The organism is Pseudomonas sp. NPDC099000 (genome assembly GCF_044759925.1).
Lineage (GTDB): Bacteria > Pseudomonadota > Gammaproteobacteria > Pseudomonadales > Pseudomonadaceae > Aquipseudomonas.
Window position 1 is genome coordinate 58257 of the sequence record NZ_JBIWAF010000022.1, and the last position, 21766, is coordinate 80022.

Below are 21766 nucleotides of genomic sequence, written 5' to 3' on the forward strand. Positions count from 1 at the left end.
GCTCGCTCCTACAAGACCAGCGGGTGTTGAAGCAGCAGAGTTTTGGGCGTAGACCAGACGCAGGACGAGTTAAACGTTGTTAATTTTCATTGGCGCGCCAAAAGCCTCAACACCTGCTTTGCTGCGGTTGCCCCCAATAAACACGGCGTCTGCCAGTGGCGCGGGGGCCGGGCGAGCGCCGCGAACACCCGACAGTTACTCGAGCCCTCGTTGCGTTGCCGGAAAAACCTGACGAATATGCTCGAAAACCGCGCACCAGACGGCTGCAAGCAGGAGCGACACGTTGACCCTTTCCCCCGAGCAGGCCATCCATTTCGGCCCCTACCGGATCTATCCCGGACAACGCCTGGTGCTGGAGGCCGACCAGCCCGTGCGTCTGGGCCGGCGAGCCATGGACATTCTGCTGATCCTGCTGGAGCACGCCCCAAACGTGGTCAGCAAACAGCAACTGATCGCCGGGGTCTGGCCCAAAAGCGTAGTCGAAGAAATCAACCTGCGCGTGCACATGGCGGCGCTGCGCAAGGCCCTCGGCGACGGCCAGGCCGGCCAGCGCTATATCGTCACCGTCGCCCAGCGCGGCTACAGTTTTGTCGCGCCATTCTCGCTGGAACCGATCGAGCAGCACCCCGCGAGCGAAAGCACCGAGCCGAGCGCCCATAACCTGCCCATCCGCCAGACGCGCATGATCGGCCGCCAATTGCTGGTCGACAGCCTGGTCACGCAACTGTCACGCCAGCGCTTCATCACCCTCGTCGGCCCCGGTGGCATCGGCAAGACCACCGTGGCGTTGCGCGTCGCCGAACTGTTGATCGGCCGCTATCGGGACGGCATTCGCCTGCTGGACCTGGCGCCGATCAACGACCCGTCGCTGATCACCGCCCATCTGGCGACGCTGCTGGATTTGTCCCTGCACGACGCCGAACCGATGAGCAGCCTTGCCGCGTTCCTGCGCGAGCGGCGGATGCTGCTGGTGATCGACAACTGCGAGCACCTGATCGACGCCGTCGCGCTGCTTTGCGAAAGCATCCTGCGCGCCGCGCCACACGTGCACATCCTGGCCACCAGCCGCGAAAGCCTGCGGGCCGAAGGTGAGTTCGTCCAGCGTCTCGAATCGCTCGATTGCCCACCGCCCATCGCTGTGCTGGACCGCGCCCAGGCGCTGACCTTTTCCGCGCTGCAACTGTTCGTCGAGCGGGCCATGGCCAGCCATGACAGCTTCGAGCTGAGCGATCACGAGCTGCCGCTATTGATTGAAATCTGCCACCGTCTGGACGGTATTCCGCTGGCCATTGAACTGGCTGCAGCGCAAGTCGGCCACTTTGGTCTGAGCGGGTTGCTGATGCAGCTGCAAGGCAGTTTTCGCCTGCTCACCCAGGGCTGTCCTTCGACGCTGGGCCGACACCAGACCCTGCGCGCCACGCTCGACTGGAGTTTCGAACTGCTGAACGCCTGCGAGCAAACCTGCCTGCGCCGGTTGGGCGTGTTCAGGGGTGGCTTCACGCTGGAGTCGGCCGCGGCGGTGATTGTCGGCGAACACATCGAGCCCGGCGAGGTGTTCGGCTCGATCACGCAACTGGTGGCCAAGTCGCTGCTGAACGTGGAAGTGGGCGACGAAGAAGTGTTCTACCGCTTGCTCGACACCACCCGCAGCTACGCCCTGGAAAAACTCGACCAGACCGTGGATCTGCCAGACACCCGAAAACGCCACGCTGAACGTTGCCTGGCCTTGATGCATCAGGCTCAGACTGACTGGGAGCTGATTTCCCCGGGCCTGTGGATCGAGCGTTACGCCCGCAGTCTGGATGACATTCGTTCGGCCCTCGACTGGGGCTTGAACGCTCAAGGCCCGCAGGCGCTGGCGATCCGGTTGACCGCGACCTCGACGCCACTCTGGCAGGAGTTGTCGCTGCTCAAGGAACATGGCGTTTACGTGCGCAAAGCGCTGGCCTTGCTTGAGGCGGCCCCCGCGCCCTGCCCTCTCTTGCAGATGTCCCTCAAGCTCGCCCTCGGCAGTTCCTGCTACCACACCCAGGGCGGCACGGACGAAACCATCGCCGCGTTCGTCAGCGCCAGAACCCTGGCCAGGCACAACAACGACGTGGCCGGTCAACTGCGGGCGGTGTCGGGGCACATGGCGGTCAACCTCAGTTGCGGCCATTACCAAATGGCGCTGGAGCAGAGTCAGCTGTTCGACCGTCTCGGTGCGCAGGGCGATCCTGTGCTGTCGCTGAGCACGCACCGCTTGCGCGTCCTGGCCCTGCACTTTGCCGGCAATCAGCAACTGGCCCGGGTGAATGCCGAACAGGTCATCCAGCGCATGGCCCACAGCGGACACCTCAACCGCTTCACCCACGGTTTCGGCGTGCAATACGATCAGAGCGTGGCCGCCCTGACGATTCTGGCGCGTATCCTCTGGCTGCAAGGTCAACCGGAACAGGCGTGGCGCACCGCCCGCCAGGCACTGGACATCGCGCTCCAGATCAACCACGGCACCTCCATTTGCTACACCCTGGCGTTGGCCGGCTGCCTGATCGCCCACTACAACGGCGACAACAAAACCGCCCGCAAGCTTTTACGGCTGCTGCTGGAGCAGGCGCAGAAACATTCGGTGCTGCTGTTTTATACGTGGGCGCAACACTATGCGCAGGTGATTGACCAGGCTGAAGCACCGTCAGCTCCACCACCGGGCGCCGGGCTGATCAAGGAAATCATGGTCACGCTGGACACCGCGTTCGTCGATGAAGCCTTGTTGCAACGGGCCGATACGGGAGCGGCGGGATGGAGCACGGCGGAGATATTACGGGCCAGGGCTGATGCGATGCTGGCGGAGGAAAGCCCGCCAGAGGTGGAGTGTTTGAGCGGACGCAATCGCGAGCAGGCTCACTCCCACACAAGCGCGGTGGCGGAGGAGGTATTGGTTCGGGCGTTGAATGTGGCCAGGCATCAGGGCGCTCTGGCCTGGGAACTGCGCAGCGCCACCTCGCTGGCGCAACTGTGGCAGCGCCAGGGTTTGTACCGGCAAGCCCATGAACTGCTGACGCCGATCTACAACCGCTTCACCGAAGGTTTTGCCACGCCGGACTTGAGCAAAGTCCGGCGGTTACTCGACGATCTCCATGGCCAACTGCACGCCTGAGACCCAGCGTGCACGGCTGATGTAATGCGAGTAACGCCGCTCGAACGTGCGCAGGTGGCCGCTGTGCTCGAGTTTCTCCAGCGCATAGGTGCGCGTGGTGTTGAGCAAGCGATAACGCGTCGTCCCGTTGACCTGATCCATCGAGAGCAACGACTTGGCGACCAGCCGCTGTACCAGCGTCGCCAGTTGATTGGGCTTGAGCACCTCGCAACTGCTCACGCCAATCGCGGCCTCCAGGGTGAAGGACATCTTGAACACCGAGAGGCGCTGCAACACGGTTTGCTCCAACTGGTCCAGTCGTTCATAGCTCCAGTCCAGCGCGGCCTTGAGGGTCTGATGCCGGGGCACGGCTGTGCGCCGGCCCAGGGTCAGCAGTTGAAAGCAGTTATCCAGTTGAGCCTGCAAACCGACCAGCGCCAGCGCGTCGATGTGCGCCGCTGCCAGTTCAATGGCCAGTGGCAAGCCGTCGAGCCGACGGCAGATTTCACGCACTGCCTTGAGGTCCTGTTCGCGCAAGGCAAACCCTTGTTGAAGGGCTCGGGCGCGACTGACGAACAACTGCACCGACGAGTAACCCATGGCCTCGGCCACGCTGTGCAACGCCGACGCGGGCGGCACTGCCAGAGACGGCAAGCGCTGCACCGTTTCCCCCGTCGCCATGAGCGGTTCACGACTGGTGACGAGGATCGACAGCCGAGGCGCCGACGCCAGCAAATCGTCAACCAATGTCCGGCAGCGTTCCAACAGGTGTTCGCAGTTGTCGAGCACCAGCAAGGTGTGCCGATGCGCCAACACATCCAGGGTCGTGCCGACTTCCAGCTCAAGGGTTTGAGTCAGATGATCGACCACTTGCGCGGGGTCATCGAGCGCGGCGAAATCAACTAGCCACACGCCATCCTCATAGTGCTGCAACAGCAGTTCAGCCACTCGCAGCGCCACGGTGGTCTTGCCGATGCCGCCGGGACCGACCAGGGTCATGAGACGCCTAACCGGCAACTGCCGGACCAGACTGCCGACCATCGAATCCCGACCGGTGACAGGCGTGAGCCGCGCCGGCAGGTTGTGTTGATGTTTTTGTGCGGTCTCAAGCGAGACCAAAGTACCCGCAGGCACCCGCTCCACCGGGGCGACAAAACTGTAGCCGCGCTGGGGAATGTTGACGATGTAGCGCTCACCGTTCTGCCCGTCGCCGAGGGCCCGACGCAACGCTGCAATGTGCACGCGCAGATTGATCTCTTCGACCACTGATGTCGGCCAGACGTGGGCAATCAACTCGTCCTTGCTGACCACATGGCCGGCGCGCTCGACCAGCACCTGGAGGATATCCAGGGCCCGACCGCCCATGCGCAGCGGCCGGTCACCCTCCAGGATCAGCCGTTGCCGCTGGTGGAATGCGTAGGGGCCGAACCGCAGCACCGTGTCGCTGTTTAAATCTCTGAGGCTGTTCATGCACGTTTGCGTGCTGAAAACCTGGCCCGGTTTACAGTGCAGAAATACCCATCGCACCCACCTTCCAGGCTCCCGCACCTCCATTGCAAAGAGTTCACGGGTATCTTGGCAGGCCTCCGTGACGGTACAACTGCCACGGTGGGAGCGTCACGGCCATTGCGGTGCGCACAACGGCCAAGAACGCTCTAGCTGAACTGTTCGCGGTATTGCGTCGGGGTCAGACCGAGTTTTTCGGCGAACAGAAAGCGCATGTGCCGCACGCTGCCAAAGCCACTTTTAAAGGCTACGGTCTTGAGTGGCAAGTCGCTGGTTTCCAGCAGGTTTCTCGCACAATCGATGCGCGCACTTTGCAGAAACTCCATGGGCGTCATGTTCACGTCCCGGGCAAACATCCGGGCGAAGTGCCGCGTGCTCATGTTGGCCAGGCTGGCCATGCGTTCGATGCTGAAGGCTTCGTCGAGGTGTTCGAGCACATGGTTCTGCACGCGGGTGATCGGCGTTTCCTGCGGAGCGACGGCGGCCATCAACGGGCTGAACTGCGCCTGCCCGCCCTGGCGTTTCATCACTACCAGCAACACCTTGGCCACGTCCTGTGCGACTTTTTTGCCGTGGTCTTCGGCGACCACCGACAGGGCCAGGTCGATGCCGGCGGTGACGCCACCGGAGGTGATGAGGTTGCGGTCCTGCACGAAAATCTGATCGGTCTCCACCGTTGCCTTGGGGAAGCCTTTGATCAGCCGCTCGGTGTAATGCCAGTGAGTGGTGACGCGATAACCGTCCAGCAGACCGGCATGCCCCAGCACAAACGCGCCGGTGCAGATCGAGCCGTAGCGCCCGGCGCGATTGACAGCGGCTTTGAGCCAACACAACAACGGCGGATGTTTTTCGTTGTAGGCACCCGGGCCGCCCGGCACCAGCAGCAGGTCATAGCCGTGATCGGCCTGATCGATGTGCAGATCGGTCTGCACTCTGACGCCGTTGGAGGCCCGCAGTGCGCCATGCTCGGTGCCGATGGTCGACAGCTCATAACGGTCATCCGCTGCCAGGTATCGATTGGCGATGGAAAACACTTCCATAGGCCCGGCCATGTCGAGCAGCAGAAAGTCCGGAAACAACACCATAGCCACGGTTTTCATGGGTTCACAATCACTGAAGTCAAAAGAAGATCCATCTGCCAAACACCTGACCCCGTAGGAGCGAGGCTTGCCCGCGAAAGCGCCGTGTCAGTCAGCATAAATGTTGCATGTAATGACGCCTTCGCGGGCAAGCCTCGCTCCTACAGGGTTCGTGCAGGCATCGCTGTGCATTATGGCCAATGTACGGCGCCAGCGTCGGAGGAAAATACCTGAATACCCGTTTATTACTGTCAATCTGAACAGGACAGTATTTCAATTTCCATCTACTTATTGCATCAGCCAGTAACCATTAACCTTCTCCTCACTCGGACGAATCAACGTCCCCACAGGAGATTTCATCATGCTGACCCTTCGCAAAGCCTCGGATCGCGGCGCCGCCAATCACGGTTGGTTGAAGTCGTTCCATACCTTTTCCTTCGCCAATTACCGCAACCCGAAAGAGCAGGGTTTTTCCGACCTGCTGGTGATCAACGATGACCGCGTGGCGGCCGGTAAAGGTTTTGGCCAGCACCCGCACCGGGACATGGAGATTTTCTCCTACGTGCTTGAAGGTGCGCTGGAACACAAGGACACCCTGGGCACCGGTTCGGTGATCCGCCCCGGTGACGTGCAATTGATGAGCGCCGGCAGCGGCGTGGCCCACAGCGAGTACAACCATTCGGCTACGCGGCCGGTGCACTTTCTGCAAATCTGGATCGTGCCGCAAGTCAGCGGCGCCAAACCGCGTTATCAGCAAGAGCACTTCAGCACCCAGAAAAAACGCGGGCGTCTGCAACTGATCATCTCCCCCGACGGGGCCAAGGGTTCGCTGAAGGTGCGTCAGGATGCACGGGTGTATGCCGCGCTGATCGACGGCAAGGAAAGCGCCGCCCTGGAACTGGCCGCCAACCGCTACGCCTATGTGCACGTGGCCCGTGGCAGCGTCGAACTCAATGGCGTGCAACTGCAGGAAGGCGATGGCGTGCGGGTTCGTGATGAGCAGGTGCTCGCGTTGAGCAACGGCGTGGATGCCGAGGTGCTGGTGTTTGATTTGCGGCCGCAAGAGCTGCCGGAAATGCCTTGACCGTGACTGACCTGGGGGCCTGCGCCCCCCCGGTTTTTTTCCTGTCGAGTACCTTTGTGGCGAGGGGGCTTGTCGGAACGCCGCATCGGCCCGTTCGGCTGCGAAGCAGTCGCAAAACCATTCACCTCGGTGTATCTGATAAACCGCGCTGATTGGTTTTGGGGCGGCTGCGCCACCCAACGGGGGCAAGCCCCCTCGCCACAGGGTGTGTTCGCCGCGACAATTGTGACTGGGATCTTACTCACCGGTACCGGAAAACACCGCAACAACTTCATCAATCACCGCCCGAACCCTGGCGGTATGCCGCAAGTCCGCGTGGGTCACCAGCCAGACGTCATACGGCACCGCTCGCGTGCGCTCCGGCCACAGCCTGACCAACCCGTCCCGCTCCCCCATATACACCGGAATTTCCCCCAGACCGAGCCCCGCCGCGATGGATCGGCGCACCAGCAGACTGGAACTCAGACTCGCCACAATCCGCCCCCGCCCCAGCGGTTCCGAGACCAGCGACATGTCTTTGTTGCCTTGCAGATACGGCTGATACACCACCAGATCATGCCCTTCGAACGCCGAGCCCGGCGCTGGCACGCCATGGGCATCCACGTAATCCTGAGAAGCAAACAGGCCCACCGGCCAGCGCGCGATGCGACGGGCGAGCAGGTCCGGGTTGTCCGGCCGGGTGTTGCGCACGGCGATGTCGGCTTCGCGTTTGGCCAGGCTGAGAATTTGCGTGGAAGCGTCCAGTTGCACACGCACGTCGGGGTGTTGTTCATGCAAGTGGGCGATGGCCGGGATCAAAAAGTCGATGGCCAGGGAATCGGTGGTGCTAACCCGTACCAGCCCGGTCAGGCGATCGTCGAGCCCTTGAATCCGACGCTCCAGTTCCAGCGCCGAATGCTCCATTTTTTCCACGGCCGTCAGAGCCGCCTCCCCCACCGCTGTCAGCGCATAGCCCTCGGAAGTGCGTAGAAACAGCGTCGCACTCAACGACTTTTCCAGCGCCGTGAGCCGTCGGCCGACCGTGGCCTGATCGACCCCCAGCACCCGCGCCGCGCCCCGGAGCGTCGACTCTCGGCACACCGCCAGAAACACCCGTGCGTCATCCCAATTCATACGGCTCCCCCACTGATGCATAGTTGCATCACCATAGCGCAAACTCGCTGCGTTATTACATCAACTGATCGGGATAGGCTGGAGGCCATGCGTAAAACCTCACAGGACCTTTCCCATGCACAGCACATCGACCACCCCGCGCAGCGCGATCTGGCTGCCGATCTTCGCCGGCCTCAGCGCCAGCCTGGTCAGCATCGGCCTGGCGCGGTTTGCCTATACGCCGCTGATTCCATCTCTGATCCAGGCGCACTGGTTCTCCGCCAGCGACGTGGTGTACCTCGGCGCCGCCAACCTCGTCGGTTACCTGATCGGTGCGCTGATCGGCCGGCCAGTGGCCAACCGCACGTCGAACAAAACCGCGTTGCGCCTGATGATGTTGGTTGTGACCTTGTCGTTTTTCGCCTGTGGTTTTCCATTGTCGGTGAGCTGGTTCTTCGGCTGGCGATTGCTGTCCGGTGTTGCCGGCGGCGCGATCATGGTGCTGGTGGCCGCGACGGTATTGCCCCATGTGCCGGCGTCGCGCAGAGGTCTGGCCAGCGGTGCGATTTTCCTGGGCATCGGCCTGGGCATCGCCGGCTCGGGAACGATTGTCCCGCCGCTGCTAAGCCTTGGCTTGCAGCAAACCTGGTTTGGCCTGGGTCTTCTGTCACTGCTTCTGACGGCCACGAGTTGGTTCGGCTGGCCAAAAGAGGCGCACCATCAAGCCGTTGAGGTGTCGACCGAGAAAACCACCACGCCAACCGATCCAGGGGTTTACCTGTTGTTCGCCCAATACGCCTTCATGGCCGCCGGGCTGGTGCCGGCCATGGTGTTCCTGGTGGATTACGTGGCCCGCGGTCTCGGCGCCGGGCCGCATGTCGGCGCGCTGATATGGGTGATGTATGGACTTGGCGCGATCATCGGGCCGGTGAGTTATGGTTTTCTGGCCGATCAACTGGGCGCAAAGCTGAGCATCCGGTTGGTGCTGATGGTGCAGGCGATTGCCGTTGGCCTGCTGTCGATTTCCAGCTCGTTCACGGCGCTGGCCGTGCTGGCCTTGATCCTCGGTTCGTTCCCGCCGGGCATCGTTCCACTGGCGCTGGCGCGGGTGCATGAACTGCTGCCGAACCATCACCAGCAGCAGATTGCCTGGAGCCGCGCGACGGTTTCATTCGCCACGTTCCAGGCGATTGCAGGGTTTGCGTATTCGGCGCTGTTCAATGCCAGCGGCGGTCAGCATGGGTTGTTGTTTGTCATTGCGGCGGGCGCCATTGTGTCTGCACTGTTGCTGGAACAGGTTATGCGTTTGCTGAACAGATCAAACACTGTGCGAGCCTGCTCGCGATGAGGCCCGAAGCATCACCGCCCAAACCAGGCTTTCATACGACTGTCGAATTTATCCCCACCTCCCGCCACGCTTCTGTTAAAACCCGAACTTTACTTTTCACCCTCAGGCCCCCTGCATGTTTTCAAACCTGATGAGCCGCATAAGCCGACGCTGGCTGCCATGGCTGTGCATGGCCGCGCTGGTCGTCGGCTTGCCCGTGGGTTGCGGCGTACTCAAATACAAAGAGCGCGAACTGTTGTTCCGCATCGAGCCGGGCACCGCGGGCTGGTATCGCGGTTTGCCGAAGGACGTTCAGGAATTCGATATCAAGCCTGCCAGCTTCAAGGCCGGGCAAAACCTGCATGCCTGGTGGTGGCCGGCCGCGCGGCGCGATGCGCCGTCGATCCTGTATTTGCACGGTGTGCGCTGGAATCTGACCGGTCAGGCGTTCCGCATCGAGCAATTGCGGGCGATGGGCTATTCGGTGCTGGCCATCGACTATCGTGGCTTCGGCCAGAGCAAAGGTGATCTGCCGTCGGAAGCCAGTGTTTACGAGGACGCCCGCGCTGCCTGGGAGCGCTTCAAGGCGATGCAACCGGACGCCAACAAGCGCCTGATCTACGGCCATTCCCTGGGCGGCGCGGTGGCCATCGACCTCGCGGCAGACCTGGCGGCGCAGGCGAAAAAGGACCACAGCGCGATACCGGTGCGCGGTCTGGTGATCGAGTCCACTTTCACGTCACTGGGCGATGCCGTGGCGCAAGTGGCCGACAGCAACCTGCCGGTGAAATGGTTGCCGGTGCGCTGGCTGCTGTCGCAGAAATTCGATTCCATCGACAAGATCGTCGACATCGACATGCCGCTCCTGGTGGTGCATGGCCTGGCCGATCCGCTCATGCCCTCGCGGTTCAGCCAGCAGCTGTTCAATGCCGCCAGCGAACCCAAGCGTCTGCTGTTGATACCCGGCGGTACGCACAACAACAGCATGAGCCGGGGTGGTAGCCAATACCGCCAGGCACTCGAAGGCCTGATGAAGGCAAAACCTCCGCAAATGGCCGGACCTAGCGGTAACCCCGGGCTTGCAGGTTGAACAACTGCGCATAACGTCCGCCCGCTGCCACCAGACTGTCGTGATCGCCGCGCTCAAGGATCGATCCCTGATCCAGCACAATGATGTGATCGGCATTGCGCACGCTGGAAAACCGGTGGGAAATCAGCAACGTCATGCGGCCTTCGGTGTGCTCGCTGAAATGCTCGAACACCGCTGCTTCCGCGGCCGGGTCGAGTGCCGAGGTCGGCTCGTCCAGAATCAGGATATCGGCGTTACGACGCATGTAAGCACGGGACAAGGCGATCTTCTGCCACTGCCCGCCGGACAGCTCCTGGCCACCGGCAAACCAGCGGCCCAATTGCGTGGCGTAACCTCGATCCAGCCCCTCGATGAACGGCGCGGCCATGCCTTCGGTGGCCGCGGCTTTCCAGCGTTGTTCATCGTTGAACGCCAGCGTATCGCCGACGCCGATGTTCTCGCCGACGGAGAACTGGTAGCGGATGTAATCCTGAAAAATCACGCCGATGCGCCGGCGCAATGCATCTTCTTCCCACGTCTGCAAATCGCTGCCGTCGAGCAGGATGCGCCCGTGATCGGGGCGATACAGACGGGTCAGCAGCTTGATCAGCGTGGTCTTGCCCGAACCGTTTTCCCCGACCAGCGCCAGGCTGCGCCCCGGCACGAGGTGCAAGTCGATGCCTTCAAGAGCGGCACGACTCGCCCCCGGATAACGGAAACCAACGTTCTCGAATCGCAAACCATCGCCGGGCACCGCGCCCACCGTGAGATGCCCCGCATCGGCCACCACCGGTTCGGCGAGGTATTCGTAGAGGCTCGTCAGGTACAACCCATCTTCGTAAAGGCCGCTGATGGCGCTCAAACTGCTGCTCACCGCCGTCTGCCCCTGCTTGAACAGCACCAGGTACATGGTCATCTGCCCGAGGCTGATCTGGCCGTGGACGGTATCGACCACCACCCACGCATAGGCCAGGTAAAACGCGGCAGTACCGAGCAACCCAAGGACAAACCCCCAGCCATCGCGGCGCAAGGTCAGCCGCCGATCCTCGGCATACAGGCGAGCAAACGTCTCGCGATAGCGCTTCAACAGCAGCGGCGCGAAGCCGAACAGCTTGACCTCTTTGATGTAGCCCTCATGGGAGAGCAGCGTCTCGATGTAATTCTGCTGCCGACTCTCCGGCGCCCGGCGCGTGAACAGCCTGAACGCATCCCCGGAAAAATGCGCTTCAGCGAAAAACACCGGCAACGCGCCCACCACCAGCAACACCAGCGCCCACGGCGAAAAATGCACCAGCAACACGCCGAAGCTGATCAACACGATCAGGTTCTGGATAAGCCCCAACGACTTCATCACCAGCGCCAAGGGCCGGGTCGACGCTTCACGCCGCACCCGCACCAACTTGTCGTAGAACTCGGAATTCTCGAACTGCACCAGCGACAACGTCTGGGCCTTCTCCAGAATCATCGTGTTGACCTTCTGCCCCAACTGCACCCGCAACAACGACTGCTGAACCGACAACGCCCGCTGCGTCCCGGACAGCAACGCCAACACACCCGCTTCAAACAACACATAACGCACCACCGGCCACAACGGCGCACTGCCCTGCTGTGCGTGCAATTGCATGGCGAAAACCACGGCGTCGACGATGCGCTGGCCGAGCCAGGCGGCCAGGGCCGGGAGGACACCGGCGATCAGGGTGGCGAGGACCAGGCCGAGGAACAGACCCCGAGAAGTGCCCCAGACCAGGAGCAAGGCGCGTCGGGCCTGGTCGAGTAGTGAGGTGAAACGGGAAAGTGCCGCAGGCATGGATTGATGAACTCGGCAGATGAGGGTCGCTAATCACGACAACGTCGTCATGGTACTTCAGCTGGACAATTGGGCAGGTAAGAAACCCTGTGGCGAGGGGGCTTGCCCCCGTTGGGCTGCGCAGCAGCCCCAAAAAAAGTCATCGCTGCACAGCTCAACGAGTTACCGACTACCTGGGCAAATCAATCTTATCCAACACCCGGTTCGCCGTGATCTCCGCCATCATGATGCTATTGGAAATACCCAGCAGCGCATATCGAGACTCCCCCTCCAGATGATCCACCAACTGATGCACCATCACATCGACCGAGGCCAGCGTCTCAACCAGATACACCGCCAGGGTTTCCGCCGTGGCCTCGGGGTCCACAGAAAACAGGGTGCTGCGTGTTCGCGGGGTGGCTTTGATGTCGGCATTCGACGGGAAGTGAAAGTCGAGGGCGCGCTCGGCGGCCTCGTTGAGTTTCTTTGAATCGGGCTCGTACGGGGAGACTGGATCGGTGTCCGGTGGATTGGGTGTGACTTTGAACATGGCAAAACTCCTAGAGAAATGGAGCTGCCACCATTCGCTGCGAAACGACAAAGAGGTGGCAACTGTACGCGGGTTCGCAGACCAGGACTCTAGGAACCCGGCAGACCCGAAGGTCTCCCACGCACAGCCGCCATGACATGAATGACAGACTATGAATCGTCTGTTCACGAGCGGTAGACGTTGTGCGTCTAGAGTTTACCCGGGCTGCGAAACCCGATCACTGAAGGGCAGTGACGGGAATCAAGTTACCGAGCGACCCCAAGGCGCACAAGCCGGCGGATTCTGGCGCAGCCGTAGGCAACGGCGCAAGGTCTTGTAGCTTTCAGGACGTAACCTCGAGGGCGCTTAAACAAGCTTTAAACAGTCGAGCAGGGCTTCCCACAAAGTGCCCGCTCAAAACCCTCACTGAGAATCCTGAAACCGCGCCCGATACCGCCCCGGACTCTCCCCCGTCCACTTCTTGAACGCCCGATGAAACGCACTCGGTTCCTGAAACCCCAGCTGCTCGGCAATATCACTGATACTCGCCCGACTCTCACGCAACTGCTCAAACGCCACCCCACGCCGCACTTCATCCTTGATCTCCTGATACGAACACCCTTCCCGCTCCAACTTGCGGCGGAAGGTGCTGGGGCTCAGGTGTTGTTCCAGGGCGAACGCTTGCAAGGTCGGCCATTGGCTGTAATGGCTGTTGCGCAGGCGCTGATGGACTTGCGACGCGAGGCCATGCTGGTTGCGGAAGCGGATCACCAGCCATTGCGGCGCGGTGCGCAGGAACACTTTTAGTGAAGCCAGGTCCTGGACCACCGGCAGGCGCAGGTAGTGGCTGGCGAATTCGATTTCGGTGCGCTCGGCGCCGAAGGTCAGGTTGGGGCCCCAGAGCAGTCGGTCGTCGCTGAGGGACACACGCTCGTGGCGAAAGTCCGCGCGGTCGATGGGGATGCGCCGCCCGCCCAGCCAGCACAGCAGACTGATCATCAACACCAGAAACGTCTCTTCACCGAAACGGCTGGCGTCTTCGTTTTGCGCGTGGGTGTCCAGGCTGATGATCGCGCGTTTGCCGCGCACGGTCAGCGTACCGCGAAAGTCGCGCAGGAACAGCGCGAAGTTCGCCAGGCACTGGCGCATGGCTTTGTGCAGGTCGGGTTCCTGGATCAGGCCGCGGCAGATCAGCGCGAAGCTGCCGGGCGGCATGCCGTGGGAGTCGAGGCGGAAGAACTCATCGTTCATTTCGCGGATCTGAATCAGCCACAACGCGGCAAACGCGCTCGCCGGCACTCGTGCAGTCGGCTGCTCGATCAACGCAGGGTCGATGCCCGCCTCTTCCAGCGCAGCGCGCGAGCGCTGTGGATTGTGCCCTTGCCCATGGATCATCGCCTGCACGAAGTAGGCCGCCACCGAGTCCTTTTCCCGCATTTGAACGCTTCTCTCCCCATCGCCCGAATGGCAAAAAACACCAGCACCGTTGAACAGTTGCGGCATAGGACAACCGCCCGGCCGGTTCTAGACTCGCGGCCAATAGTACGCCTTCGGCCGCTCAGACGGCCAAGGTATCGCAGGGTTTGATCGGAAGGACGGAACATGAATCTGCAAAACATCGGTGTGATCGGCGCGGGCACCATGGGCAACGGCATTGCGCAAGTCTGCGCCCTGGCCGGTTTCAACGTGACCTTGATCGACATCTCCGAGAGCGCCTTGCAAAAGGCGCTGGCCACCGTTGGCAAAAACCTCGATCGACAGATTGCCAAGGAAACCCTGACCGAAGCGCAAAAGCTCGACGCCCTTGCCAGGATCCGCACCAGCACCGATTACAGCAGCCTGCACAACGTGCAACTGGTGATCGAAGCCGCCACCGAAAACCTCGACCTCAAATTGCGGGTGCTGCAGCAGATCGCCGCGCAGGTCAGCGCCGAGTGTGTGATTGCCTCTAATACCTCGTCGTTGTCGATTACTCAACTGGCCGCCAGCGTCAGCCAGCCTGAGCGTTTCATCGGCCTGCACTTCTTCAACCCGGTGCCGGTGATGGGCCTGATCGAAGTGATCCGCGGCCTGCAAACCAGCGACGCGACCCACGCCCTGGCGCTGGACATGGCCACCACCCTCGGCAAAACCGCGATCACCGCCGGCAACCGCCCGGGCTTCGTGGTCAACCGGATTCTGGTGCCGATGATCAACGAAGCGATCCTGGTGTTCCAGGAAGGCCTGGCCAGCGCCGACGACATCGACGCCGGCATGCGCCTGGGCTGCAACCAGCCGATCGGCCCGCTGGCATTGGCCGACCTGATCGGTCTGGACACCGTGCTGGCGATCCTCGAAGCCTTCTACGACGGTTTCAACGACAGCAAATATCGCCCCGCTCCGCTGCTCAAGGAAATGGTCGCCGCCGGCTACCTGGGACGCAAGACAGGACGTGGCTTCCATGCCTATGCCTGAGCGTTGCTCGCGCTTCGCCGAGTACCGGGACATCGTGCTGGAGTTGTTCGCCAGCAAGGGGTTCGGGCAGGTCGGCATGCGTGAACTGGCAACGTGCCTGGGGCTGTCCCCGGGCTCGTTGTATCACCATTACCCGAGCAAGCAGCACTTGCTGCTCGACCTGATCGAGGAGTTCTACGAAGAACTGCTGTCGACCCTGGGGCGCATCGATCAAAAGGCCTCGCCGAAACGCGACAAACTGCCCAACCTGATCCGCGCGCATTTGAATCTGCATCGAGAAATGCCCTGGCATTTTCGCTTGGCGGAGCGCGACAGCGGCTGCCTGAACGCCGAGCAGCAAGCGCGGGTTCGACAGTTGCGCGAGCAATACGAACGCAAGTTGCTGAAGATGCTCGGCGCCCCGTCCCGTCTCGGCGAACAGGGCTTGATCGCCGCCGGACACGCCATCGCCAACTTGCTCAACAGCGCACCCGGCTGGCTCGGGCAACATCCGTTGGATGAAGCGCAGCGTGATGAGCTGCTGGAAAACCTGGTGATCGGTGCCGTCGAACGCTTGTTGCGCCCATCACCCGCCACGCGTGCGGCGGCCTGACTTTTCAGGCAATAAGCCTCGCCTCTTCCATAGAAAAAACGTCTAAACAAACCCGGCACAACCCCGCATCTAACGCTTTGCTACTTGGAGTCAATTCAAAGGCCAATGTGGGTCTCCAGTCCCACGGTTACCGGGAGCAAAACATGAAAATCAATCCCTACCTCATCTTCAACGGCGACTGCAAAGCCGCCTTCACCTTCTATGAGCAAGCCCTGCAAGGCCAGATCGAAATGATGATGACCTTCGGCGAAAGCCCGGCGCGCGAGCACTTCCCCGCAGACTTGCACAACCTGATCATCCATACCCGACTGGCCGTGGGCGACCAGGCGATCATGGGTTCGGACACTACCCCGGACCGCCCCACGGATGACATGAGCGGTTGTTCGGTGTCGCTGAACGTCGACAGCATTGCCGAAGCCGAGCGCGTCTTCGGCGCGTTATCAGAAGACGGCAACGTGCAAATGCCACTGGAAAAGACTTTCTGGGCGGCACGCTTCGGGATGGTGGTGGACCGGTTTGGTGTGTCGTGGATGGTGAATTGCGAAAAGGATCAGTGACGATTTCAAGTCATGAAACAGCCCAATCTGAACAGGTTGGGCTGACGCAGTAGTGCCTAACCTTTCACGCACACCACCTGACGCAAAGTGTGGAGCACTTCCACCAACTCGCGCTGGGCGTGCATGACGTGGTCGATGTCTTTGTAGGCCATCGGGATTTCATCGATCACCGATGCATCCTTGCGGCACTCGACGTGAGCGGTGGCGCGGATCTGGTCTTCGACGGTGTACAGGCTTTTCGCTTTGGTACGACTCATGACGCGACCGGCGCCGTGGCTGCAGGAGCAGAACGATTGCTCGTTGCCGAGACCGCGGACGATGAAACTTTTCGCGCCCATCGATCCCGGAATGATCCCCAACTCGCCCTTCTGTGCCGACACCGCGCCCTTGCGGGTGACCAGAATATCCTGGCCGAAGTGCCGCTCTTTCTGCACGTAGTTGTGGTGGCAGTTCACCGCTTCCAGGGCGACTTCGAACGGCTTGCTGATCACTTTGCGTGCCGCCTGAATCACCGCGTGCATCATCAATGCCCGGTTCTGTTTGGCGAAGTCCTGGGCCCAGTTCACAGCTTCGACGTAATCATCAAAATGCCGGCTGCCTTCCTTGAAGTAGGCCAGGTCACGGTCCGGCAGATCAGCAATGTGCTGGCGCATGTCGGCTTGGGCCAGTTGAATGAACAGGTTGCCAATGGCGTTGCCGACCCCGCGTGAACCGCTGTGCAGCATGAACCAGACCCGGTTGGTTTCATCCAGGCACACCTCGATGAAGTGGTTACCGCTGCCCAGCGTGCCCAAGTGCCCGCGGTTGTTGGTGTTGGCGAGTTTCGGGTACTTGTCGGTGATCGCCTTGAACCGTGGGTTCAGCGCAGCCCAGGCCTGGTCGGCCTGCTTGGGGACGCTGTCCCAGGCACCTTTGTCTCGCATGCCACGACCAACGGTGCGGCCATGGGGCACCGCTTTTTCGATTGCGCAGCGCAATCCATGCAGATTGTCCGGCAAATCCGCGGCGGTCAGCGACGTGCGCGCGGCGATCATGCCGCAGCCAATGTCCACGCCGACGGCGGCCGGAATGATCGCGCCCACGGTCGGAATCACACTGCCGATGGTCGAGCCCTTGCCCAGGTGCACGTCGGGCATCACCGCCAGGTGTTTGAAGATGAACGGCATCTTCGCGGTGTTGATCAATTGCTGCCTGGCTTCGCTTTCTACCGGGACGCCTTCGGTCCAGAGCTTGATCGGTTTGCCGTTGGCGACTTCCAGCAGTTGGTAGGTCGGGGCTTGCATGATTCGGTACTTTCTATGGGCCGGCGGGGCCTGAGCGGCCCCTTTAAGTCCTCATAGTATCGCAGCGAACCCGCGCTGCAGATCCTCTATCAGCGCCTCGACATCCTCAAGGCCGATATGCACGCGCAGCACCGGGTTCAATGAGCGCTCGGTCGCACTGTTGCGGTCCTTGATATCGGCGACAGTGATCAGGCTTTCGTAACCGCCCCAGGACGCACCCAACCCGAACACCTGCAACGCATCGATGAAGCGCTCGACAGGGGTGACGTCCGCGTCAATCAGTTCGAACGACAGCAAGCCATTGCTGCCCTTGAAGTCCCGCTGCCACAGCGCGTGCCCCGGATGATCGGGCAAGGCCGGATGGAATACCCGTTTCACCTGCGGTTGCGCTTGCAGCCAATGAGCGATTTCCAGAGCCTGGCGCTCGTGCACATCGAGGCGTGGCGCCAGTGTCCGTGCACCGCGCAGCACCAAGTAGGCATCGTCGGGGCTGACGGTAATGCCAAAGGTGTCGCTCATGGCCGCCAATGGCTGCCAGGCATCTTCGCGGGTGCAGACGCTGCCCATGACCACATCGCTATGGCCGCACAGGTACTTGGTCAACGCCATGATCGAGATGTCCGCGCCGAGGGTCAGCGGTCGGTAGAGGTAACCCGAGCCCCAGGTGTTGTCGACGGCCAGGAGGATGCCGCGTGGCTTGCACAGGGCGGCGATGGCCGGCAAGTCGCAGAGCTCGTACAGCAAGGACCCCGGGACTTCGGTGTAGACCATTTTGGTGTTGGCCTGCAGTTGCGCTTTCAGGTTGCTGCCATCAGGGGAGAAGTAGCTGATCTGAATGCCGAACGGCTGCAGAAACTCCCGGGCCAGACGCCGAACCGGGGCGTACACCGCATCGGTGATCAGCACATGGTCGCCGGGGCGCAGGTAAGCCAGAAAGGTCTGGGCGACCGCCGCGAGTCCGGTACCGAACAAGCGCGTGCGATAACCGCCCTCCAGTTCGGTGACCAGGTCTTCTAGGGCGAACGCCGTCGGGTTGCCCCGGGCGCCGTAGCTCAGCACGCGCTCGCTGTCACGGCGCGCACGGGCGTCGCGCATTTGCGCCAGGTTGTCGAACAGCACCGTACTTAAACGGGTGACCGGCACGTTGACCGACCGACCGCCGTTACCCGGTTCGGTGCGTGCCGAATGGATCAGGCGCGTGCGTATCCGTGCGTCTTTAGATGTTGGGGCTGGCAGCGGTTTGAGAGTGGCAATTTCGTCCTTGCTCATCTGCGCCAGCAAACCGATTTCCCAAGCCAGATACTGGCGCGCCGCGTCCTTGTTACCGGCGTGTCGATCATGGGTAAAGAACAGGAAATCGATGCACTGTTCATCGGAAGGTGTGGCGGGATTTTCCTGCACGGCGAAACCTGCGGCACGCCATGCATCGAGTCCGCCATCCAGCAGTCGGACTTGCTGATTTTCCGGCAGATCACGTGCCGCGAAAACAGCCAACAACGGATCATCTGCCAGCAACACCAGCGGTCGCTGCTCACCGGCCACTTCCGTCGCCAGCAACGAGCGAATCGACCAGCGCGACCCGGCGATATGGCCCTTGCGGTAGGTCATGCTCGGGCGCAAATCGATCAGCGCAACGGCTTCATCCTTCAGTGCATCGGCCAACGCCAGCGCCGTGATCGAGGGTAACGCCTGCGCTACGTCAACCTCGACAGCGGGCAACGCCAGACCACTGTTCACGCCATCCTTCAGCTCATACGCCTCATGCCCCAACTGCCGTAGCCAACTGGCGACAATCGGCGCGCGCACGCCATCGCTGTCGATCAGCACCAACCGCGCCCGGCGCACGCCGACATACAGGTCGGTGGACTGGATCAACTGCCCACCCGGCGTGTGTTGCGCCCCGGGCAGACTCCCCGCAGCAAACTCCTCGGCGGTGCGCACATCGCACAAAAACAGGCTGCGATCACGCTCACTCACCCATTGCTCGACCTGCGCCGCCTCGACGGTCTTCACACCGGCCCGTTGCGCCAGTTGCGCAGCCGCCAGGCGCTGCCCCGGCAACGTGCCAGTCGACACCTCATCGGCATAACGTCGGGTGCTGCCGTGTTCCAGCTGAAAATCTTCCAGATACCAGCCTTGGGTGCCGTTCTCCAGCGCATAGACCGGGTTTTTCAACCCCAGATTGATCAGCGTCTGGGCGCCGATGATGCTGCGGGTGCGGCCGGCGCAATTGACCACAATCGGCGTGGTGTCGTCCGGCACCAGATCGTGGATGCGATACCCCAGCTCGCCGTTCGGGCAGCAGACCGAACCGGGAATGGTCATCTTGCGGTATTCATCGAACGGCCGACCGTCGAGCACCACCAATGGCTCTCCACGGGTTTGCCATTCAGCCAACTGCTGCGCGGTGACATGCGGCGTATGGCTGGCTTCCTCCACCAATTCGCCAAAGGCTTTTGACGGGACATGCACGCCGGCAAACAGCTGAAAACCGGCGGCCTGCCAGCCATCGGCGCCGCCCTGAAGCACATGCACGCGGCCATAGCCCAAGGCGTGTAGATGCTGCGCAGATCGGGCGGCGACGTCCCCGCCATTCTGGTCATAGATCACCAGCCGCACCTGGGGATTGGGCGCCAGACGCCGGACCTCCAGCTCCAGTCGGCTGTAGGGCAGGTTCACCCCGAAAAACAGATGGGCTTCGCCGTACTGGCCGTGCTCTCGCACGTCAAACAGGGCAATTTCCTGCCCGTCGAACAGCCATTGCTGCAGTTGCCCTGGGGTTACGGTCTGGCTCATGGAAGTCCCGCTTTGAAAGATAAAAAAAACGAATGATTGGGTGAACCAGCAACTCATGTCGCGGCGAACTCAGCCCTGTGGTGAGGGGGTTTACCCCCGTTGGGTCGCGAAGCGGCCCCCAGCGTTTATCCAAACAAATCGAGTCGTCCGGTTTTACGACTGCTGCGCAGCCGAAGGGGGGCAAGCCCCCTCGCCACAGGTTTGTGTTCACCGCAGGATGTTCACCAGGCTAAAGATTTACGTTAAAGCAGTCAGCGAGCGCTCGTTGGCCGCGACTTCCCGACCTTTCGCATACGCACGCTGAATCGCCGGTCGTGCCTTGAGGCGTTCACGCCAGGCATGGATCTGCGGGTAGTCCGCCAGGTTTTGCCCCTGACGCAGCGGCTGGATCCACGGGAAGATCGCCATGTCGGCGATGGAATATTCGCCCGCCACATACGGCACTTCAGACAAGCGCGTTTCCAACACTCGATACAGGCGTGTCGCCTCGGCATTGAGCAAGTCCAGGGCGAACGGAATCGGTTCCGGCGCCTTCTCCTTGAACAGCTGCAACTGGCTCGGTACGGGGTGATATGCCCCACTTGCCAGAACAGCCACTCCTGGACTTTTTGTCGTTCGACACTTCCGGCCGGTGGCAGAAAACGCCCTGCCTTGTCGGCCAGGTAATTGAGAATGGCGCCGGATTCGAACAGGCTCAGCGGCTCGTTCAAGCCCTCGGGTGCATGGTCGACAATCGCCGGAATCCGTCCATTGGCGCTGATGCGCTGGAACGCCGCCTGCTTCTGCTCGCCCTCACGAATGTTGACCGGCAGCACGCGGTATTCCTGCCCAAGCTCTTCAAGCAGGATGCCGATTTTCAGTCCGTTGCCGGTGGGCCAGTAATACAGGTCGATCATGCGTAGGCCTTGATCGACGGCGCCATTTGCGAGGTGTTGTAATTGAGAATGCGCCCGTCGGCTTCCACGCCGTAACGGCCGTTGAGTGACTCCAGCGGCAGACCATAGAGGTGGAAATGCAGGGTCGCTTGCTCGCCTTCGACACGGATGCCGTGCAGGTCTTCACCGAGAAACGAGATCGACGTGCCGGGTTGCACGATCACTTCCTTTTCCAGGTTCAAGGTGGTGAAACCAGGCTCGCGGCCTTCGTCGTCACGCGCGTAGACGTAGTTGATTTCCTGGCCTTCGACCGCGCTGATGATTGCCCAGGTTTCGTGGTTATGGGGGATGGTGCTTTTGCCCGGCAACAACGAGTTCAGGTACAGCGTCGGCGTGTCGCCGTCATCATTCAGACGGTAGCGAAACGCCGTGCTGCCCTGCCCCGACACCGGTGCGGGAAACTCGTCGAAATTGAACAGATCACGGCGCTCGGCCAAGGCTTCGAGCAGGGCAACGATGTCTTCCAGCGCGGCGCGGTCGACGCCCCGTTGATTGATGACACGGATTTTCTTCAGGAAATCCTCGATGACGGCGGCACGGTTATCGGTACTCATGGACAGGC

At 61.5% G+C, this 21766-nt stretch carries 16 protein-coding genes and 1 pseudogene; 7 read left to right on the plus strand and 10 right to left on the minus strand.

Translation table 11 applies throughout. The features are described from left to right. Positions 1-283 precede the first annotated feature (283 nt). Positions 284-3136, plus strand: a complete 2853-nt coding sequence (locus ACIQV9_RS21940) for an ATP-binding protein (protein WP_403105822.1) — start codon at positions 284-286, stop codon at positions 3134-3136. Here the strand turns inward: ACIQV9_RS21940 and ACIQV9_RS21945 are convergent. After that, positions 3101-4585 (minus strand): ATP-binding protein, encoded by a 1485-nt coding sequence (locus tag ACIQV9_RS21945; protein ID WP_403105824.1) that lies wholly within the window; start codon positions 4583-4585, stop codon positions 3101-3103. The genes ACIQV9_RS21940 and ACIQV9_RS21945 overlap by 36 nt on opposite strands. Before the next feature lie 185 nt (positions 4586-4770). Beyond that, complete coding sequence (locus ACIQV9_RS21950) at positions 4771-5721, minus strand: GlxA family transcriptional regulator (RefSeq protein ID WP_403105827.1); 951 nt, start codon at positions 5719-5721, stop codon at positions 4771-4773. A gap of 340 nt (positions 5722-6061) precedes the next feature. Here ACIQV9_RS21950 and ACIQV9_RS21955 point away from each other — a divergent pair, with 340 nt between their 5' ends. Continuing rightward, entirely contained in the window at positions 6062-6784 is a 723-nt protein-coding gene (locus ACIQV9_RS21955; RefSeq protein ID WP_403105829.1) for a pirin family protein, read from the plus strand. 237 nt (positions 6785-7021) lie between these two features. Here the strand turns inward: ACIQV9_RS21955 and ACIQV9_RS21960 are convergent, their stop codons facing one another. Next, positions 7022-7897, minus strand: a complete 876-nt coding sequence (locus ACIQV9_RS21960; protein WP_403105832.1) for a LysR family transcriptional regulator — start codon at positions 7895-7897, stop codon at positions 7022-7024. Positions 7898-8012: 115 nt separating this feature from the next. Here ACIQV9_RS21960 and ACIQV9_RS21965 point away from each other — a divergent pair, with 115 nt between their 5' ends. Next, positions 8013-9224, plus strand: coding sequence for a YbfB/YjiJ family MFS transporter (locus ACIQV9_RS21965; RefSeq protein WP_403105835.1), 1212 nt, complete (start codon positions 8013-8015; stop codon positions 9222-9224). A gap of 115 nt (positions 9225-9339) precedes the next feature. Continuing rightward, complete coding sequence (locus tag ACIQV9_RS21970; RefSeq protein WP_403105838.1) at positions 9340-10293, plus strand: alpha/beta hydrolase; 954 nt, start codon at positions 9340-9342, stop codon at positions 10291-10293. On the opposite strand, the gene ACIQV9_RS21975 is transcribed toward ACIQV9_RS21970, so the two are convergent. The 3 genes from ACIQV9_RS21975 to ACIQV9_RS21985 form a co-directional block, all read right to left on the minus strand. Next, positions 10265-12079, minus strand: a complete 1815-nt coding sequence (locus ACIQV9_RS21975; protein WP_403105841.1) for an ABC transporter ATP-binding protein — start codon at positions 12077-12079, stop codon at positions 10265-10267. The genes ACIQV9_RS21970 and ACIQV9_RS21975 overlap by 29 nt on opposite strands. Positions 12080-12248: 169 nt before the next feature. Continuing rightward, positions 12249-12608 carry a DUF6124 family protein gene (locus tag ACIQV9_RS21980; protein ID WP_109633014.1) on the minus strand — a complete coding sequence of 120 codons (360 nt, stop codon included), beginning with the start codon at positions 12606-12608 and terminating at the stop codon, positions 12249-12251. 402 nt (positions 12609-13010) lie between these two features. After that, a complete protein-coding gene (locus tag ACIQV9_RS21985) occupies positions 13011-14024 on the minus strand; it encodes an AraC family transcriptional regulator (protein WP_403105845.1) in 1014 nt (337 codons plus the stop codon). A gap of 165 nt (positions 14025-14189) precedes the next feature. On the opposite strand from ACIQV9_RS21985, the gene ACIQV9_RS21990 reads away from it, so the two are divergent. From ACIQV9_RS21990 to ACIQV9_RS22000, 3 genes are all read left to right on the plus strand, one after another. Then, positions 14190-15041, plus strand: coding sequence for a 3-hydroxybutyryl-CoA dehydrogenase (locus ACIQV9_RS21990; protein WP_403105847.1), 852 nt, complete (start codon positions 14190-14192; stop codon positions 15039-15041). Beyond that, positions 15028-15633: a TetR/AcrR family transcriptional regulator gene (locus tag ACIQV9_RS21995; protein ID WP_403105849.1), complete on the plus strand. Its 606-nt coding sequence runs from the start codon at positions 15028-15030 to the stop codon at positions 15631-15633. Before ACIQV9_RS21990 ends, ACIQV9_RS21995 begins: the two co-directional genes overlap by 14 nt. A 143-nt stretch (positions 15634-15776) precedes the next feature. After that, the gene (locus tag ACIQV9_RS22000) at positions 15777-16190 is read left to right on the plus strand and encodes a VOC family protein (RefSeq protein WP_403105851.1); all 414 of its coding nucleotides are present in this window, start codon (positions 15777-15779) and stop codon (positions 16188-16190) included. A gap of 56 nt (positions 16191-16246) precedes the next feature. Here the strand turns inward: ACIQV9_RS22000 and ACIQV9_RS22005 are convergent, their stop codons facing one another. The 4 genes and pseudogenes from ACIQV9_RS22005 to ACIQV9_RS22020 all read right to left on the minus strand — a co-directional run bounded on the left by ACIQV9_RS22005 (position 16247) and on the right by ACIQV9_RS22020 (position 21758). Continuing rightward, a complete protein-coding gene (locus ACIQV9_RS22005) occupies positions 16247-17473 on the minus strand; it encodes an RtcB family protein (protein ID WP_403105853.1) in 1227 nt (408 codons plus the stop codon). 51 nt (positions 17474-17524) lie between these two features. After that, a complete protein-coding gene (gene metC, locus ACIQV9_RS22010) occupies positions 17525-20269 on the minus strand; it encodes a cystathionine beta-lyase (RefSeq protein ID WP_403105856.1) in 2745 nt (914 codons plus the stop codon). Positions 20270-20506: 237 nt separating this feature from the next. Next, positions 20507-21165: pseudogene (locus ACIQV9_RS22015) on the minus strand (glutathione S-transferase N-terminal domain-containing protein). Continuing rightward, positions 21162-21758 carry a cysteine dioxygenase gene (locus tag ACIQV9_RS22020; RefSeq protein WP_403105858.1) on the minus strand — a complete coding sequence of 199 codons (597 nt, stop codon included), beginning with the start codon at positions 21756-21758 and terminating at the stop codon, positions 21162-21164. The pseudogene ACIQV9_RS22015 and the gene ACIQV9_RS22020 overlap by 4 nt, the downstream one beginning before the upstream one ends. Positions 21759-21766 lie beyond the last annotated feature (8 nt).